Genomic DNA, 16,356 nt, shown 5'->3' on the forward strand with positions numbered 1-16,356 from the left:
ACTAAAAATGTAAAAATTGGCTAATTCAGTCATTTATTTCACCTAAAAACTAATTATTATAAATATGCACTCAATTAAATAATTCATTGCTCAGAAGCGTACAAAAAAGTATCTTTACTTTTTAATAATAACATATATTTATATCAATATTATAAGAATATGATAAACAGAAACGTTGCCGAACTTTTAAAGTCGGAAGGATTATTACTACAACAAGTACAACTAAAAGGGTGGGTTAGAACATTTAGAAGCAATCGTTTTATTGCTTTAAATGATGGTTCTACCATTAACAATATTCAATGTGTTATCGATTTTGAAAACACATCAGAAGAAATATTAAAAAGAATTAATACAGGAGCTGCAATTTCTATTAAAGGAACTTTAGCAGCAAGTCAAGGAAAAGGACAATCTGTAGAAATACAAGTTTCAGAAATTGAAATTTTAGGAGATTCCAATCCAGATGAATATCCTATTCAACCTAAAAAACATAGTTTCGAGTTTTTAAGAGAAAATGCACATTTACGTGTAAGAACAAATACTTTTAGTGCAGTAATGCGTGTACGTTCTAAATTATCTTTTGCGGTTCATCAATATTTTCAAGAAAGAGATTTCAATTACGTAAACACCCCAATAATAACAGGATCTGATGCAGAAGGTGCAGGAGAAATGTTTAGAGTTACAAACTTTAAAGACAATGAAGCGCCACTTACAGAAGATGGAAAGATTGACTATTCTAAAGATTTCTTTGGAAAAGAGACGAACTTAACAGTTTCTGGACAGTTAGAAGCAGAAACTTATGCGATGGCTTTAGGAAAAGCATATACTTTTGGGCCTACTTTTAGAGCAGAAAATTCTAATACAACGCGTCATTTAGCTGAGTTTTGGATGATTGAACCAGAAGTTGCATTTATGGATTTAGATGGAAATATGGATTTAGCTGAAGACTTTATTAAAAACGTTTTAAATTCAATTTTAGAAAGTTGTAAAGACGATTTAGCTTTCTTAGACCAACGATTAACACAAGAAGAAAAAAGCAAACCTCAAGCGCAAAGAAGTGAAATGAGTTTGTTAGAAAAACTTCGTTTTGTCTCGGATAATAATTTTAAAAGAGTTTCATATACAGAAGCAATTGATATTCTTCGTAATTGTAAACCAAATAAAAAGAAGAAATTTCAATTTCCAATTAATGAATGGGGAGCAGACTTACAATCTGAACATGAGCGTTTTTTAGTTGAAAAGCATTTTAAATGCCCAGTTATTTTATTTGATTACCCAGCAGATATTAAAGCCTTTTATATGCGTTTAAATGATGATGGAAAAACAGTGAGAGCAATGGATGTTCTTTTTCCAGGAATTGGAGAAATGGTTGGTGGTGCTCAACGTGAAGAACGTTATGAGGTTTTAGTTGAAAAAATGAAAGCCATGAATATCGATGAAAAAGAATTGTGGTGGTATTTAGATTTAAGAAAATTTGGTACAGCTGTTCATTCTGGTTTTGGATTAGGTTTTGAAAGATTGGTACAATTTACAACAGGAATGAATAATATTAGAGACGTAATTCCTTTTCCAAGAACTCCTCAAAATGCTGAATTTTAATCAGAATATTGTATATTTAAGTCTATGCTAAAACAAAGTTTACATTACAAACTATTACAAAAATTATCCCCTCAACAAATTCAGTTGATGAAGTTAATTCAATTGCCAACACAAGCTTTTGAAGAACGACTAAAACAAGAAATTGAGGAAAACCCTGCATTAGATACTGGTAAAGATGAATCTGACTCTATAGATGATGATTTATCGAACGAGTTTGACGATCCAGGAACTGAGAAAATTGAAGCAGAAGACATCAATATAGATGAATATTTGAGTGATGATGAAATACCAAATTACAAAACTCAAGCGAACAATTATTCTGCAGATGACGAAGAAAAAAATGTACCTTATGCAGCAGGAACAAGCTTTCATCAGTCTTTAAAAAACCAACTAAACACCTATAGTTTTGATGATGAAGAACTTTCTATAGCTGAGTTTTTAGTAGGTAGTATTGATGATAGTGGTTACATTAGAAGAGATATTTTAGATTTAGTTGATGATTTAGCTTTTACAGCAAATGTCTTTACAACAGAAGAAAAAGTAGTCTCAATTCTAAAAAAAGTAATTCATACTTTAGATCCAATTGGTGTTGGTGCAAGAGATTTAAAAGAGTGTCTTGTTATTCAACTTAAAAGAAAAGAGAGTACAAAAATAAGAGCTTTAGCAATTAAAATTTTAGAATCTTCTTTTGATCATTTTGTAAAAAAACATTATAAAAAATTACAAGAGAAATTTAATATTTCTGTAGATGAATTAAAGGAAGTTAATAACGAGATTTCTAAACTAAATCCAAAACCAGGAAGTTCTTATGCTGGAAATAATAAAATTGCAGAACAAATTGTACCAGATTTTACTATAAAAATAGTTGATGGAGAATTAGATTTAGTTTTAAACTCTAGAAATGCGCCTGAATTACATATTTCTAGGGAGTATAATAACATGTTAAAAGGGTATCAAGAATCTACTGTTAAAAGTAAATCTCAAAAAGATGCCGTATTTTTTATCAAACAAAAATTAGATTCTGCAAAATGGTTTATTGATGCAATTAAACAGCGTCAACAAACTTTAATGGTAACTATGAATACGATAATGCATTATCAATATGATTATTTTTTAACTGGGGATGAACGTAAGTTAAAACCAATGATATTAAAAGATATTGCAGATAAAATAAACATGGATGTTTCTACAGTATCAAGGGTTGCAAACAGCAAGTTTGTGTCTACTCCTTATGGTACAAAATTGATTAAAGAGTTCTTTTCTGAATCCATGAAAAATGATCAAGGAGAAGATGTATCAACAAAAGAGATAAAGAAAATTTTAGAAACAGTAGTTCAAGAAGAAAATAAGAAAAAACCATTAACAGACGAGAAATTGGCAGCCATTTTAAAAGAAAAAGGGTATCCAATTGCAAGAAGAACAGTTGCTAAATATAGAGAGCAATTAGATTTACCAGTAGCACGTTTACGAAAAGAAATTTAGTGAAATTTTACAAATTCATATCAGTAATGTTACATCCAATTGTAATCCCTACAATTGGAGTACTGCTGTATTTTATCTTAATCCCTAATAGTTTTAGTAGTAACCAAAAATTTGCGGTTTTAGGTTTAATATTTGTAACAACATACATCATACCTTTAGTGATTTTAATTCTTTTTAAGCGATTAAAACTGATAAAAACTTTTAACGCAGAAAGCATTGGGGAGAGAAAAATCCCTATTGCAATGATGATCGTATTATTCTATTTACTAGGTAATACTATAAGAGAAATTCCTAACTTATCAGACATAGGAATGTTATTTTATGCTACAACTTTAGGTTTAGTTTTCATTTATATCTTTTTTGCATTTAAAATAAAAACAAGTATTCACTTATTATCACTCGGTATTACTGCAGGTTTCTTTTTGGTATTAAACTCTTTATATAGCCAAAATTTAATTATTGTAGTTATATGTGCATTTATACTTTCGGGTCTTTTAGCCAGCGCAAGATTACATCTGAAAGCTCATACACAAAGAGAAGTATATTTAGGTTTTGTTTTTGGATTTATTTCTCCAATTATTGTTTTCTATTTTTTATAAAATATAGAATATCAATCCAAATTTTAAGATTTTTGTATTAATATCTTCACCATTTATGCTACTATTCTCCAAAACAGGAGTTAAGCCATAAAAAACATTAATATTAAATTCGTCATAACCAGCAGTAAGGGTTAAACCATATTGAAATTTATTATAGCTTGAAATGTTAGAATATTTAAAACTAGCACTATTTACATCATCAAATTGAAACTTATTAGATATATTATAGAAGAATTTAATACCTGCATATACCCTCCAAAAATCATATTTATTAGCAGTAGAAGTCCTCCATCTTAACTCAATAGGAAATTCAAAATTGTGTGATTTAAATAAGTTGCCACTAATGGTATTATCACTAGAAAAAACAGTTGTATTATTAATTTCTTCAACTTTTAATTTGTGATTAAAAAAATCAAATCCATATCCAACACCAGTAGCAATAGAAATGTTTCCTTGTTTATTTAAAATAATGTCTTTAATAAAACCTGCAGAAAGTGAGTATGAAAAATTACTTTTTGAAATTATTGTTGGTTGATCATAAAACTGTGCATAAGAAACAGAAACATAAATTTGATCATCTGCATATCTATCTCCTAATTGTAAGGAATCTTTCTGAGCATGAAATATAGCAACATAAAATAACAAAAAAAAGAAAGTAATAATTGATTTCATATTCAGATTAAACGTATCATAAAGATACAATATTTCATATCGAAGTTCTTATTTCATAAAAATAAAACATAAAAAAAAGGATAATTCAAATGAATTATCCTTTTTTAAATTTTATAATACTAATTAATCAGCAGTTTTAGATGCAGAGTAACTAATTTTAAGAGCATTTACATCTCTTAATTTTAATCTAATATCTGTAATTGTACCAACACTAGATTCTTTATCAGCTTTAATAGAAGTTGTCATAAATGGAACCTCAGCTTCAGAAACTTTAGACCTTGCATTTATAATAAATGCAGGCACATCTTCTGCTGTACCAATTTTATCATTTAACTGAATTCTATTATAACTAGTACCGTACTTTAAATCTTTTGCTTTACCAACATATATAGTACTAACTAAACTTTTATGTTCTAATTTTTTAACTTCTGACGCAGAAGGTAATCTTGGATTATCAATCTTTAAATCAGTTTCTCTCATAGTAGTTGTAACCATGAAGAAAAATAACAACATAAATACGATGTCTGGTAAGGCAGCAGTATTTACTGCTGGCATTCCTTTTTTCTTTTTTCTAAATTTAGACATATTGTTAAATTTTAAAAATTAATTTGTAGGTTCTGCATCTGAAATAATTTGAGGGTAACTTGTTTTGATACCTTCAACTTTTTTCTTTAAAGATTCATTCTCCTTGTCTTTCTTATAAGCCTCTTCTAACTCAGAAAAAGGTGTTTGGTATTTTTCCAAACTTAACCTATTTCTTAATTCTGAATAAGCTCTTAACAATTGATCTTGAACTGTTAAATACGTTCCATATTCTGTCAATCTATCACTCTGTACCGATATAATTGCTTTATTAGGATGATCTGAAGATGATTCACTTCTTTCTCCTTTACAATAATTACATGGTCCAGTAGCTACTCCATTTTCGACTTTACCTTCACCTCCACCATTGTCTATAAAGGCAATAGCAGCTTCTTTTAGGTTTTTAATTTCCATTCTTTCGCCTTCAACTAAAAGCTCATTATTTCTATTAATATTTACCTCAAAAATGTTTTTCTCTTTAATAACAGGTGGCACATAATCTGCTGGTGGTTTTTCAGATAGTTTTTTTGAAACTCCTGAATCCACATTCATGGTCGTTGTTACTAAGAAAAAGATTAACAGCAAGAAGGCAATATCTGCCATAGAACCTGCATTAATTTCTGGATTCTCTCTTCTTGCCATATTATTATGATTTTATTAATCCTTTTACTAAATCGTACACAAAAAACAAACCTGCAACTGAACCTAAAATAATACTATAATAGATTCCTGTTCCTACCCATTTATTAGTAGCTGTACCTGCTTCTCCTCCTTCTAAAATTGATCCTGTAGTATCTAATACTGCATTATCGTCTGCAAGGAAATAAGCAACAACTAATACAACAGCTAAAACAGCTAGTCCCATTAAAGTCTTTTTTAAATTTTCTGGATTTCTTACCAAGCTTATTAAAGAAAGCACTACTGCAATAACAACCGCAGCATAAAATAAGAAAGTAGAAAAATAAATAATTGGACTAATTACTTTGTTCTGCAATGCACCATCTGTTTGAAGTGCGTCTGCATCTTCCATAAAAATTCTTATGAAAAGGACAGCACCTACTACTGCTATTACAGCAATTAAAATATTTAATATTTTATTACTTTTCATAATTATTTTTATTTTTTATATTTTACTAATAAATCGATTAATTGAATAGAAGAATCTTCCATGTTATTAACGATACTATCTATCTTAGAAACGATATAATTATAAAAAATTTGTAAAATAATTGCAACAATTAAACCAAATACTGTTGTTAATAATGCAATTTTAATACCACCTGCAACTACTGCTGGAGAAATATCATTTGCTACTGCAATTCTATCAAATGCATCAATCATACCAATTACAGTTCCCATGAAACCAAGCATTGGTGCTAAAGCGATAAATAAAGACAACCAAGAAACATTTTTCTCTAAAAGTCCCATTTGAACACCTCCATAAGAAACAACTGCTTTTTCTGCTGCTTCTACTCCTTCATCTACTCTATCTAATCCTTGGTAAAAGATAGATGCTACTGGTCCTTTTGAATTTCTACAAACTTCTTTTGCAGCTTCTACACCACCTGAGCTTAAAGCATCATCAACATTTGCTACTAACTTTTTAGTGTTAGTTGTTGCCATGTTTAAATAAATAATTCTTTCAATTGCAATTGCTAAACCTAAAATTAAGGCTACTAATACAATTCCCATAAAACCTGGATCACCTTCAATAAAACGAAGTTTTAATTCTTGGTGGAAAGTTCTTGCTTCCTCAGTTGCTGCTTCTTGTGCGAAAGTTGATTGAATAGCTCCAAAAAACATAAATCCTGTTACGGATAGGACATTTACTACTTTTTTCATCTTTGTTATAATTATTTTTTAATAGTTAACGGGTTAAAGATATAAATTTTTCAATTCAAAAAAATAAAATGAAAGCCAAAATATCTATAAAAAACAGATAGATTCAATTTCATTCGTTCTTTTGAGAGTGCCAAGTAACAAAAAAATATTGAACATTTAAAAAAAAAACAATCTATTTATGCATTAAACGTTGATTTTCTTCAATTATACTACTAAAAATGATATTTATCAGTTAATTCTCCTCTTAAAGACATTTCGAAGGTTTTTTTAAAATCTTCAATTGATAAATATTCATTTAAAAGATACATTAACTTAGCTATCGCAGATTCTGTAGTAATATCCTTACCATTAATTACTCCTATTTCCCTGAGCAACAAACTAGTATCATAATGCCCCATCATTACTCTACCACTCTTACACTGAGTAACGTTTATAATTTTAATTCCTTTATCAATTGCTTTTTTTAATAAAAAGATAAAATTTTCTGAATTTGGTCCATTTCCTGATCCATACGTTTCTAATACGACTCCCTTTAAATTTGGGATATTTAAAATACTTTCTACAACTAATTTTGATATTCCTGGAAATAATTTGAGAATGACAACTTCATCAACTAATTCTTTTCTAACAATTAAATTTTTCTCTTTATTTTTTGGTTGATAAATTAGAGATTCATTAAATTTTAAATGAACACCACTTTCTGCAAGAGGAGGAAAATTCATAGAAGTAAAAGCCTCAAACTGTTCTGAACTTATTTTGGTAGTTCTATTTGCTCTGTATAATTTATATTCAAAATACAAACAAACTTCAGAAATTATTGGAACACCATTATTGTTTGCACAAGCAATTTCTATAGAAGTAATTAAATTCTCTTTTGCATCGGTTCTTAAATCTCCTATTGGTAATTGAGAACCTGTAAAAATAATAGGTTTTTGCAAATTCTCAAACATAAAACTAATTGCAGAAGAAGTGTAAGACATCGTATCTGAACCTGTTAAAACAACAAATCCATCGTAATTAAGATAGTTTTCTTCAATAATTTCAACAACATCTGCATAATACTTGGTATTCATGTTTGAGGAATCTATAGGCTCATCAAAAGAAACACTTGTTATTTTACAGTTTAGCTGTTGCAATTCTGGAATTTTCTCTACAATCTGACTAAAATCAAACGCTTTTAAGGCATTCGTTTTATAGTCTTTTATCATACCAATAGTTCCGCCAGTATAAACAAGTAATATGTTTGGTTTTTTTGACATTGTGACATTTTTTCATCCAAATTTAAAAATGGAATAATTTATGTTGTAAATTTATCAAACAAAAACGAAATACAATTTAAAACGATATAAATTATGATGATTGGAATGGAATACTACATTATTATTGGTGCAATTTCACTTTTTAGCTGGTTAGTAAGTAATACTTTAAAAAGAAAATTTAAACAATATTCTAAAGTACATCTAAGAAATGGAATGAATGGAGCAGAAATTGCAGAAAAAATGCTTGCTGATCATGGAATTTTTGATGTTAAAGTAATTTCTACTCCTGGTAGATTAACAGATCATTACAATCCACAAAATAAAACAGTAAATTTAAGTGAAGCTGTTTACAATGAAAGAAATGCAGCCTCTGCTGCTGTTGCTGCTCATGAAGTTGGTCATGCTGTACAACATGCAAAAGCCTATAAATGGTTAACCATGCGTTCTCAATTAGTACCAATGGTTAATGTTTCTTCTAAGTTTTCTCAATACTTAGTTATGGGTGGTTTAATTTTAGGTGCTGCTTCTAGTTTAGGATATTGGGTTTTACTTGCTGGTGTAATATTAATGGGAATGGCAACTTTGTTTAGTTTTATTACGCTTCCTGTAGAGTATGATGCTAGTAACAGAGCTTTAGCTTGGTTAAAAAATAAAAATATTGTGAGTCGAGAAGAATTTGACGGCTCTAAAGATGCTTTAAAATGGGCTGCAAGAACTTATTTAGTGGCTGCTTTAGGTTCTTTAGCTATGCTAATGTATTGGGTTTTTAAATTAATGGCAAGTAGAGATTAATATCTCTATGTTTTATGATATATTTAAAAAAAGCTTCTGAAATCAGAAGCTTTTTTTATTACAGGAAACTTTTTGTTGAGTTGAAGCGTCTTGTCTTTATAGAAAAAGAAAATCTATTTAACCGGAATTTAACCCGTTTCATCAGATTTTCATTTTTTAATTGTAACAAAATAGACACTTTTGAAGTGTTATATTAAAAATCAACCAGATGAAACTTTTTACAACAACTATTTTTATTTTATTTATAGGAGTATTAACAGCCTACTCACAACATTCTATTTCAGGTAAAATTGTTGATGACCAAAACATTCCATTACCTTTTGCAAATATCATTTTACAAGCAATAGGAAGTAAAGAAAACCCAAAAGGAACTGTTTCTAATGATGATGGAACATACAAAATCGAAAACATTTCTCCCGGAAAATACAAAATTGAAATTTCTATGTTGGGTTTTGAAACTCAAATTATTAAAGAATTTCAGTTAGACGCTAACAAAATATTTAACATCACTTTAAAAGAAGAAAGTCAACTTTTAAACGAAGTTGTTGTTAAAAGTAAACGGCCTGTAATAAAACAAACTGCAGAAAAACTAATTGTAGATTTAGAAAAGTCTGAAATGACAAATACAAATCTACAAGATGTAATGCGAAAAATACCAGGTGTTTTAGTTACTAATAACGGAATTTCTATAGCTGGTAATAGAGGTGTAAGAATTTTGATTAATGGAAAAACTACAGAATATATGGATGTAGAAACCTTGTTACGTGATTTTCCTGCGGATAATATTGCCAAAATTGAAGTTGTAGAGCAACCTGGAGCAGAATATGAAGCTTCTGGTTCTGGAGCCATTATCAACATAATTTTAAAGAAAAATGTACGATTAGGAACGCATGGAAGCACAAATGTTTGGGTTGGTGAAGATCAAGGTTTTGAATACGGAACAGGTTTTTCTATTGCTAGTTATAAGAACAAATTAAATTGGCAAGCAAGTACAAATTTCTCTCAACCAACATGGAGAGAAGATTTGTTTTTAGACAGAACGGTAGGTAGTGAAACTTACGATCAAGAAACGATAGAACCTTATAACCCGACAAACTTTAGAATTGGCGGAAGTCTAGACTATTATATTAATGACAAACATTCATTTGGGATTGGAGGACGAATAAGCACTAGAACCTCAGACAGAATTGCAAGTAGTAAAACGATAATTTCTGATGTAAATACGACCAACACCTTGTTTTCTGAAAACAGTTTTAATAGAGAAAGAAAGAATTTTAACATCAACCCTTACTATGAATACAAAACAGATACTGATAAGTTAGTTATCGATTTTAATTATGTAGATTTTGTAAATGACAATACAAATACATTGTCTGATGTAGCTGGAAGCACAATTAGTGAAGATAGTAGACGTTATATTCAAGATGGAAAATACACAATAAAAACGTACAAAGCAGATTACATAAAAACATTTTCAGACAACTTTAAATTAAGTGCAGGAACACGTTTTGCAGATGTTAATACGGATAATGATTTACAATCTTTTTTAGAAAATACAACAAACGGATTTGATTTAGACGAAGCAAGCAGTAGCCAGTTTTTAATTAAAGAAAATATTTTTGCTTTGTACTCTAAAATTAATGCCTCTAAAGGAAAATGGTCTTTTTCTGGTGGATTACGTTATGAGAAAAGTAATACTGATGGAACCTCTATTTTTATGGAAAATAGTACAGAAAAAGTAGCGGTTAAAAAAAGGCCCATTAAAAAACTATTTCCTAGCGCCTCTGTTAGTAGAAAATTTACAGAAAAAATTAGCGCTGGTTTGTCTTATAGTTATAGAATACAAAGACCTTCTTACAACAGTTTAAACTCTTTTGAAACCTATTTAGATTTTTGGTCAGCAGGAGAAGGAAACCCGAATTTAACACCTGCTTACACCAATAATTTTCAATTTAATTTAACCTATGAAGGTCAACCTTTTTTTACGATTGGTTACAGTAAAACGGATGATGTAATTTTTGACTTAATAAAGCAAGACAACACAACAGCACAAATTAGACAACAAGAAGTAAATGTAGAAAACAATGCCAATTGGAATTTTAGATTATTTGCTCCTTTAAATGTTGCCAAAGGTTTAGAAGGTTATACAGGTGTTATTGTAACAAATACAGATTATCAATCTTCTACTTACGACGTAGATTTAAACAAATGGAATTTAATTTGGTTTGTACAAGCTAGTTATCAATTACCATGGGACATCAACTTTGAGTTAAGTGCAAATTACGGAACAGGTGCTTTAGAAGGACAAATTGAAGTAGATTGGTTAGCAGGATTAGATTTTTCTTTTGGTAAAAAATTTTTAGACGATAAATTAAAAGTAAATTTAGGCTTTAATAAAATGCTAAATAGAGGTTTTGTTGGTAATATTGATTATGGAAATGGAATTGCAGCAGTTGAAAGTAACGACTCAAGACAAAATATTCAATTAAGAATGGTGTATAGTTTTGGTTCTAAATTTGGGAAGAAAAAATCGGGAAGAAATACTAATAATGATGAAGAAAATAGAATTAAAGATAATAATTAATAAGGTATGAATTACAAAACACTTTTTATAATTGGAATTCTTTTTGAAATACTAGGTCAACTACTTTTAGCTAAAGGTAATGATTTTGTTTATGCCCTTAAACCCATAGATTTTGCTCATTGGAGTTTATTATTAGGTGTCGTTTTTATGATACCTCAAGTAGTAAATTTTCCCAGCAAAATATTCAGTTATATAGGAATTCCAATTGCAGTAATTGGTATTGTTTGTATTATTGGTATGTGTACTTTAGATTTTATTTGGTGGAGTTATCCAAATCAAGAAATGAGAAATGAGTTTGCTGCACACATTTCAAAAGTTCCTTCTATTTGGACACCTTTTATAACAACTGGCCCTAGTTTTTTAAATGTTGGCTTGTTACTTTTAGCGCTCAACTATTTTAAAGAAAATAAATTAGGAGTTTCATTAATTATGTTAGCAACATTAATTGTGTTTTTTGGAAAATTTATTCCTCACAGATTAATTTATGTATATTTAATTACTGCTATAGGATTTGGTTTTATATTTTATAAGAAGATTAAAATAAATGAAAAGTAAACTCAATAAAACAGATTATCTTGTAGTTGTAATTTTTTACAGTATTTCTACAATTTTAAATATTATAGATTACAAGAGTAGAAATCTTAATCTAATTGAATATTTTGTAGATATTCCTACTACAATTATCACTTCATTTATTGTCATCATTATTTTTATGTCTTTTTTAATTCCTAAATACTTAATTCATAAAAAATACTTTGCTTTTATTTTTATATCATTAGTTGTTTTAACTTTTTTCGGAACAATTGCAGACACTTTAGGATTTTTAAGTGGAGGAAATTCTTTAAATAAATTACCAAAATGGTATAGAATTATTTTAAACGGAATTTACACATCATCCAATGATATAGGATTTTTACTCGGTATTCTTTTTGTAAAGAAATTCTATGAAGGAAAAACTGAATTATTTAAAGTCGAGAAAAAACAAAAAGAAAACGAATTAAAATTGTTGCGTTCTCAAATAGATCCTCATTTTTTGTTTAATAATTTAAACACTTTAGATAGTTTAATTGATAGCGATCCTAAAAAAGCAAAAGAATACATTAATAGATTGTCTTTAATTTATCGTTATTTAATTAAGACAAAAGATGCTGAAGTAATGGAGCTTTCTAATGAAATTGAATTTGCAAAAAACTATATTTTCTTAATAAAAACTAGATTTGGTGATGATTATGAATTTACAATTAAAGAAAATATTACTTTAGAAGACAAATTTATTCCAACAGGAGCAATACAAACTTTGTTGGAAAACGTAGTAAAACACAATAAATTACAAAATAGAAATGTAATAAAAACAACTATCACTATTAATGATGGTTGGTTAATTGTTACCAATTCTAAATCTGAAATCAACTCAAAAGAAGAATCTTTTGGAACCGGATTAGAGAATTTAAAAGCACGCTATCAATTGCTTTCAGATAAAAAAATTCAAGTGCATAACATGGCTAAAAAGTTTGAGGTTTTTATACCGATTATAACTTTGAGTGAATAAAATGTCAGTATGTCATTTCGAGTAAAACGAATTGACGTCGAGAAATCTGGAAGACAAATTATGAGATTTCTCTATAAAGTCGAAATGACACTCATACCAAAACAACAAAATGAATATTTTAATTTTAGAAGATGAAATTCCTGCATATCAAAAACTAACAAAATGTTTAGATAGTTTTTTTGATATTAAAATAACGTATGATTGGGCAAGAAGTATTGTTGATGGAAAGCAGCTTTTAAAAGAAAATATATACGATTTTATTTTATCAGATATTCAGCTTTTAGATGGTATTTCCTTTGATTTGTTTGATAAAGTAAAAATTGAAGCTCCTATTATTTTTTGTTCTGCTCATGATGAATATTTGTTTCAAGCATTTAGTACAAACGGAATTGCATATATTTTAAAACCATATTCTCAAAATGATTTTGATAAAGCGATTGTAAAATATCAGTCATTATTTAATAAGGGTGATTATAATGTATTAGAGACTTCAACTATTGACGCTCTAAAATCTGCTTTACAAGAAGAATATACTACTTACAAAAAACGATTTGTTATAAAAAAGGCATCTGGAATTCAATTATTAAATGCAATTGATATGGCTTTAGTTTCTGCTTCTGGAGACTTTTGCTTGGTAAATGATAAGGAAGGAAAAAGGCATACAATTTCTCAAAACTTAGGCTCTATTTTTCAGCAATTAAACCCTAAGAAGTTTTTTAAAATTAACAGAAGCGAAATTGTGAATATTGATTATATAGAGAATATTGAAAATCATTTTAAAAACAGATTACTTATTTCTGTAAAAAATTACAAAGAAAAAGTAATGACAAGTTCTTCTACTACTTCTGATTTTAGGAAATGGTTGGAACAGTAAGATTGAACTTATTTGTCATTCCTGAAAAGGCAGGAATCTAAACTTTCTTTCTATGGATTCCTGTTTCCACAGGAATGACAAATAGTTTGCAAACAAGTTTAGCCCTGATTGAAGCGGCATCCTTTTTAATTGTCAGTTCGAGTGAATTTGTGAAAAATGAACAAATTTATATCGAGAACAAAATTAAAAAGATATAGCTAAAAGCAGGAAATAGCTTCAAATAAAAAAACCTTCTTAAATTCTCAAGAAGGTTTCTGCTTTATATTTTATTTCTAAATATCTAAACTTTAATCATTCAGTTTTAAAACTGCCATAAATGCTTCTTGTGGAATTTCTACATTACCAACCTGTCGCATTCTTTTCTTTCCTTTTTTCTGTTTTTCTAACAACTTACGCTTACGTGAAATATCTCCTCCATAACATTTTGCAGTAACATCTTTACGCAATGCTTTGGTAGTTTCACGTGCAATAATTTTTGCTCCAATTGCTGCCTGAATAGGTATATCGAATTGTTGACGAGGAATTAAAGTTTTTAATTTTTCGACAATTTTTTTACCAATTGTATAGGCATTATCTGCATGTAAAAGTGCAGAAAGTGCATCTACAGGTTGTGCATTTAAAAGTATATCTACTCTTACTAATTTAGATTCTTTCATACCAATTGGATGATAATCAAAAGAAGCATATCCTTTAGAAACTGTTTTTAATCGATCGTAAAAATCGAAAACAATTTCTGCCAAAGGCATTTCGAAAATTAACTCAACTCTTTGTGTTGTTAAATAGGTTTGATTGGTAATTTGCCCTCTTTTTTCGATACACAAACTCATTACTTGACCAACAAAATCTGACTTTGTAATAATTGAGGCTTTAATAAAAGGTTCTTCTACTCTGTCTAATCTTGATGGATCTGGTAAGTCTGTTGGGTTATTTAAAATAATAACTTCATCAGGATTTTTCTTTGTGTATGCATGATAAGAAACGTTGGGTACAGTAGTAATAACTGTCATGTTAAACTCACGTTCTAAACGTTCTTGTATAATTTCCATGTGCAACATTCCTAAAAATCCACAACGAAAACCAAAACCTAAAGCTGCTGAACTTTCTGGTTGAAACACCAACGAAGCATCATTTAATTGCAGTTTTTCCATAGAGTTACGCAACTCTTCATAATCTTCTGTATCTACAGGATAAATCCCTGCAAAAACCATTGGTTTTACATCTTCAAAACCATCTATTATTTCTGTTGTAGGTTTGTGAGCATCTGTAATTGTATCTCCTACTTTTACTTCTTTTGCCGTTTTTATTCCTGTAATTAAATAACCAACATCACCTGTTTTTACAGATTTTTTTACAACTTGCGTTAGTTTTAAAGTACCTACTTCATCAGCAAAATAGTTTTTACCTGTAGCTACAAATTTAATTTCTTGTCCTTTTTTAATTTCACCATTAAAAACCCTAAAATAAGTTTCAATTCCTCTATAAGAATTGTAAACAGAATCGAAAATCAAGGCTTGTAAAGGTGCATCTGGGTCTCCTTCTGGAGCAGGAATTCTATCGATTATAGCTTCTAAAATATTATCTACTCCAAAACCAGTTTTTCCACTTGCATGAATTACTTCTTCTGGATCACAACCTAATAAATCTACAATATCATCTGTTACTTCTTCTGGATTTGCAGAAGGTAAATCTACTTTATTTAAGATAGGAATAATCTCTAAATCGTTCTCTAAAGCCAAGTATAGATTAGAAATTGTTTGTGCCTGTATGCTCTGTGCTGCATCTACAATTAACAAGGCACCTTCACAGGCTGCAATTGAACGAGAAACTTCATATGAGAAATCTACGTGACCTGGAGTATCAATTAAATTTAAAATATAATCTTCTCCATTATGTTTATAATCCATTTGAATAGCGTGCGATTTTATGGTTATTCCGCGTTCGCGTTCTAAATCCATATTATCTAATAACTGATCTTTCTTTTCTCGATCCGTTACAGCGCCTGTGTAATCTAACAATCTATCTGCTAATGTACTTTTACCATGATCAATATGTGCGATAATGCAAAAGTTTCTAATATTCTTCATACTTCGTTTTCTAACTGCTTTCAACTGACAAATATATGCTATTTACCCACCTTGTCAAATAAAAAAAGTACAATGAGATTCATTGTACTTTTTATAATAAAAATCTATTCTTTTATAAATCTCTTTCTAACTCTTCAATTGCTACTTTAAATTCTTCCCAACTAATGGTATCATCACTAGATTTATCATAACCTTTTAATAATTCATTTGCAACTACTCCTCTTAAAAAGCCATTTATTTCTGCTCCTCTTAATAATTTTTTAATTTCAGATTTTTTCAATCTTCCATCGTTATCAGAGTCGAAAAAACTAAATGCTTCTTCTGGAGAATCAAATTGATTTGTAATTAAAATTCTAATTTTTCTTAAGATGTTTTCTTTTGCTCCCAATCGTTTATTTTTTTAAATAATTAATAAGGTATTAAGATAATAAATAAATTTGA

General features: G+C 28.9%; 16 protein-coding genes. 8 read left to right on the forward strand and 8 right to left on the reverse strand.

Translation table 11 applies throughout. The features are described from left to right. Positions 1 to 159 precede the first annotated feature (159 nt). The 3 genes from asnS to PHEL85_RS15940 are packed head-to-tail and all read left to right on the forward strand — an operon-like array spanning position 160 to position 3,677. A complete protein-coding gene (asnS, locus tag PHEL85_RS15930) occupies positions 160 to 1,596 on the forward strand; it encodes an asparagine--tRNA ligase (RefSeq protein WP_036827451.1) in 1,437 nt (478 codons plus the stop codon). A 24-nt stretch (positions 1,597 to 1,620) separates the two neighbouring features. Next, on the forward strand, positions 1,621 to 3,078 hold the full coding sequence (gene rpoN, locus PHEL85_RS15935) for an RNA polymerase factor sigma-54 (RefSeq protein WP_036827454.1): 1,458 nt from the start codon (positions 1,621 to 1,623) through the stop codon (positions 3,076 to 3,078). Next, on the forward strand, positions 3,078 to 3,677 hold the full coding sequence (locus PHEL85_RS15940; protein WP_036827456.1) for a hypothetical protein: 600 nt from the start codon (positions 3,078 to 3,080) through the stop codon (positions 3,675 to 3,677). The genes rpoN and PHEL85_RS15940 overlap by 1 nt, the downstream gene beginning before the upstream one ends. Here PHEL85_RS15940 and PHEL85_RS15945 read toward each other — a convergent pair. From PHEL85_RS15945 to PHEL85_RS15970, 6 genes are all read right to left on the reverse strand, one after another. Then, positions 3,672 to 4,349, reverse strand: a complete 678-nt coding sequence (locus PHEL85_RS15945) for a porin family protein (protein ID WP_036827457.1) — start codon at positions 4,347 to 4,349, stop codon at positions 3,672 to 3,674. The genes PHEL85_RS15940 and PHEL85_RS15945 overlap by 6 nt on opposite strands. 123 nt (positions 4,350 to 4,472) lie before the next feature. Then, positions 4,473 to 4,934 (reverse strand): ExbD/TolR family protein, encoded by a 462-nt coding sequence (locus PHEL85_RS15950; protein WP_036827460.1) that lies wholly within the window; start codon positions 4,932 to 4,934, stop codon positions 4,473 to 4,475. 18 nt (positions 4,935 to 4,952) lie between these two features. Continuing rightward, a complete protein-coding gene (locus tag PHEL85_RS15955; protein WP_036827463.1) occupies positions 4,953 to 5,573 on the reverse strand; it encodes an ExbD/TolR family protein in 621 nt (206 codons plus the stop codon). Positions 5,574 to 5,577: 4 nt separating this feature from the next. Beyond that, positions 5,578 to 6,039, reverse strand: a complete 462-nt coding sequence (locus PHEL85_RS15960; RefSeq protein ID WP_036827466.1) for a hypothetical protein — start codon at positions 6,037 to 6,039, stop codon at positions 5,578 to 5,580. 8 nt (positions 6,040 to 6,047) lie between these two features. Beyond that, on the reverse strand, positions 6,048 to 6,773 hold the full coding sequence (locus PHEL85_RS15965) for a MotA/TolQ/ExbB proton channel family protein (RefSeq protein ID WP_036827468.1): 726 nt from the start codon (positions 6,771 to 6,773) through the stop codon (positions 6,048 to 6,050). 212 nt (positions 6,774 to 6,985) lie between these two features. Continuing rightward, positions 6,986 to 8,032, reverse strand: a complete 1,047-nt coding sequence (locus tag PHEL85_RS15970; protein WP_036827470.1) for an asparaginase — start codon at positions 8,030 to 8,032, stop codon at positions 6,986 to 6,988. A 96-nt stretch (positions 8,033 to 8,128) separates the two neighbouring features. Between PHEL85_RS15970 and PHEL85_RS15975 the strand changes: the two genes are divergently transcribed. From PHEL85_RS15975 to PHEL85_RS15995, 5 genes are all read left to right on the forward strand, one after another. After that, positions 8,129 to 8,824 (forward strand): zinc metallopeptidase, encoded by a 696-nt coding sequence (locus PHEL85_RS15975; RefSeq protein ID WP_036827473.1) that lies wholly within the window; start codon positions 8,129 to 8,131, stop codon positions 8,822 to 8,824. A 208-nt stretch (positions 8,825 to 9,032) separates the two neighbouring features. Beyond that, positions 9,033 to 11,408, forward strand: coding sequence for an outer membrane beta-barrel protein (locus PHEL85_RS15980; protein WP_052108617.1), 2,376 nt, complete (start codon positions 9,033 to 9,035; stop codon positions 11,406 to 11,408). 6 nt (positions 11,409 to 11,414) lie between these two features. Then, entirely contained in the window at positions 11,415 to 11,963 is a 549-nt protein-coding gene (locus tag PHEL85_RS15985) for a hypothetical protein (protein ID WP_036827476.1), read from the forward strand. Further along, positions 11,953 to 12,957, forward strand: a complete 1,005-nt coding sequence (locus tag PHEL85_RS15990) for a sensor histidine kinase (RefSeq protein ID WP_036827480.1) — start codon at positions 11,953 to 11,955, stop codon at positions 12,955 to 12,957. The genes PHEL85_RS15985 and PHEL85_RS15990 overlap by 11 nt, the downstream gene beginning before the upstream one ends. 109 nt (positions 12,958 to 13,066) lie before the next feature. Beyond that, a complete protein-coding gene (locus PHEL85_RS15995) occupies positions 13,067 to 13,831 on the forward strand; it encodes a LytR/AlgR family response regulator transcription factor (RefSeq protein ID WP_036827482.1) in 765 nt (254 codons plus the stop codon). A 287-nt stretch (positions 13,832 to 14,118) separates the two neighbouring features. Here the strand turns inward: PHEL85_RS15995 and lepA are convergent, their stop codons facing one another. After that, a complete protein-coding gene (lepA, locus tag PHEL85_RS16000; RefSeq protein WP_036827486.1) occupies positions 14,119 to 15,915 on the reverse strand; it encodes a translation elongation factor 4 in 1,797 nt (598 codons plus the stop codon). A 112-nt stretch (positions 15,916 to 16,027) separates the two neighbouring features. After that, positions 16,028 to 16,303, reverse strand: coding sequence for an EF-hand domain-containing protein (locus tag PHEL85_RS16005; protein WP_036827488.1), 276 nt, complete (start codon positions 16,301 to 16,303; stop codon positions 16,028 to 16,030). Positions 16,304 to 16,356: the final 53 nt, after the last annotated feature.

This window comes from Polaribacter sp. Hel1_85 (assembly GCF_000766795.1).
In the GTDB taxonomy this organism is placed as follows: domain Bacteria; phylum Bacteroidota; class Bacteroidia; order Flavobacteriales; family Flavobacteriaceae; genus Polaribacter.

Excerpts from the sequence above, each read along its gene's own strand:
- PHEL85_RS15985 (WP_036827476.1), top strand. The coding sequence starts at position 11,415 with ATGAATTACAAAACACTTTTTATAATTGGAATTCTTTTTGAAATACTA.
- PHEL85_RS15945 (WP_036827457.1), bottom strand. The coding sequence starts at position 4,349 with ATGAAATCAATTATTACTTTCTTTTTTTTGTTATTTTATGTTGCTATA.
- PHEL85_RS15960 (WP_036827466.1), bottom strand. The coding sequence starts at position 6,039 with ATGAAAAGTAATAAAATATTAAATATTTTAATTGCTGTAATAGCAGTA.
- lepA (WP_036827486.1), bottom strand. The coding sequence starts at position 15,915 with ATGAAGAATATTAGAAACTTTTGCATTATCGCACATATTGATCATGGT.
- asnS (WP_036827451.1), top strand. The coding sequence starts at position 160 with ATGATAAACAGAAACGTTGCCGAACTTTTAAAGTCGGAAGGATTATTA.
- PHEL85_RS15975 (WP_036827473.1), top strand. The coding sequence starts at position 8,129 with ATGATTGGAATGGAATACTACATTATTATTGGTGCAATTTCACTTTTT.
- PHEL85_RS15950 (WP_036827460.1), bottom strand. The coding sequence starts at position 4,934 with ATGTCTAAATTTAGAAAAAAGAAAAAAGGAATGCCAGCAGTAAATACT.
- PHEL85_RS15955 (WP_036827463.1), bottom strand. The coding sequence starts at position 5,573 with ATGGCAAGAAGAGAGAATCCAGAAATTAATGCAGGTTCTATGGCAGAT.
- PHEL85_RS15995 (WP_036827482.1), top strand. The coding sequence starts at position 13,067 with ATGAATATTTTAATTTTAGAAGATGAAATTCCTGCATATCAAAAACTA.
- PHEL85_RS15965 (WP_036827468.1), bottom strand. The coding sequence starts at position 6,773 with ATGAAAAAAGTAGTAAATGTCCTATCCGTAACAGGATTTATGTTTTTT.
- PHEL85_RS15990 (WP_036827480.1), top strand. The coding sequence starts at position 11,953 with ATGAAAAGTAAACTCAATAAAACAGATTATCTTGTAGTTGTAATTTTT.
- PHEL85_RS15980 (WP_052108617.1), top strand. The coding sequence starts at position 9,033 with ATGAAACTTTTTACAACAACTATTTTTATTTTATTTATAGGAGTATTA.
- rpoN (WP_036827454.1), top strand. The coding sequence starts at position 1,621 with ATGCTAAAACAAAGTTTACATTACAAACTATTACAAAAATTATCCCCT.
- PHEL85_RS15970 (WP_036827470.1), bottom strand. The coding sequence starts at position 8,032 with ATGTCAAAAAAACCAAACATATTACTTGTTTATACTGGCGGAACTATT.